This is a genomic window from Coprococcus intestinihominis, from assembly GCF_040096555.1.
In the GTDB taxonomy this organism is placed as follows: domain Bacteria; phylum Bacillota; class Clostridia; order Lachnospirales; family Lachnospiraceae; genus Coprococcus_A; species Coprococcus_A intestinihominis.
Window position 1 is genome coordinate 1 of the sequence record NZ_JBBMEK010000482.1, and the last position, 963, is coordinate 963.

Below are 963 nucleotides of genomic sequence, written 5' to 3' on the forward strand. Positions count from 1 at the left end.
ATACACTTTATAATAGTGTCCATTATATTTTAAATAATAGGTTTTATTCGTATCCATACGATCTCTTGTCGTACTGTCATTTGTACCGAAATATGTATAGATACTTTCACCCATTGACCCCGAAGCATCCAGTACCAACATCACATCAGCGACACCGCCTGTCTCCTGAGTAGTAGAACTCGTCAATTTGGAAGAAGCTGTAATATCAATATCATACTTACGATTTTCCCAGTCCGTTACTTTTGCCGTCTTATCGTAATCAACTAATAATTTTGCCTGTTCTTCCTGAGACAGATTGATAATCTTATAAGTGCCATCGTCTGTCTTGACTTCTGTTGTGCCATCGGATTCATACAGCTTTGCTGTAGCTGTTGTGCCTTCTACTGTAACAATAACCTTCCAAGGCGTATTTGAAGCTGCATAACCATTCGGAGCAACTTTCTCTGTCAAAGTGTATGTACCGGCTACAAGATTGCTAAAATTAACAGTGCCCTGCTCATCAGAAGTTACTACCTGTTCTCCACCTGTTTCGTCATTCTTTAATACGAATGTAGCGTCTTTCAAAGCCTCCTTCTTTGTATTAACTTTTACAAAAGACATCTGCGCAATTGGTGTATTCTCAACATTAAGAAGTCTTGCATTTGGCAATGTGAATTCCATCTGACAGTTTGATGCACCGGCACCACGCTCCATATATAATACAGTAATTCGGTGTTCCGCATTCTTTTCGTCAGTTGTTGTTGGTCTGGCACCATTTTCAAAACCAAGCTCTTTCCAGAGGTCTGCACTTCCTGTAAGCGCATCATGAATACCACCAACATCAATTACAACTTTTTTTCCATCAAGAAGTACCCATAAGTCATCGTCACCTGTGAACTTGTAATTCAAATCACCGACATAATCACCCAGTTTGAAAGTCACATCATAACGCATACCGAAATAGTATTGATCGTCACCAAATGG

The 963-nt window shown here is 39.6% G+C and carries 1 protein-coding gene; it reads right to left on the bottom strand.

Annotated features, from left to right (window positions below; genetic code table 11):
* Nucleotides 1-963, bottom strand: a 963-nt coding sequence (locus WMO25_RS18365; RefSeq protein ID WP_349086689.1) for a SpaA isopeptide-forming pilin-related protein, incomplete at both ends; no start/stop codon positions are given.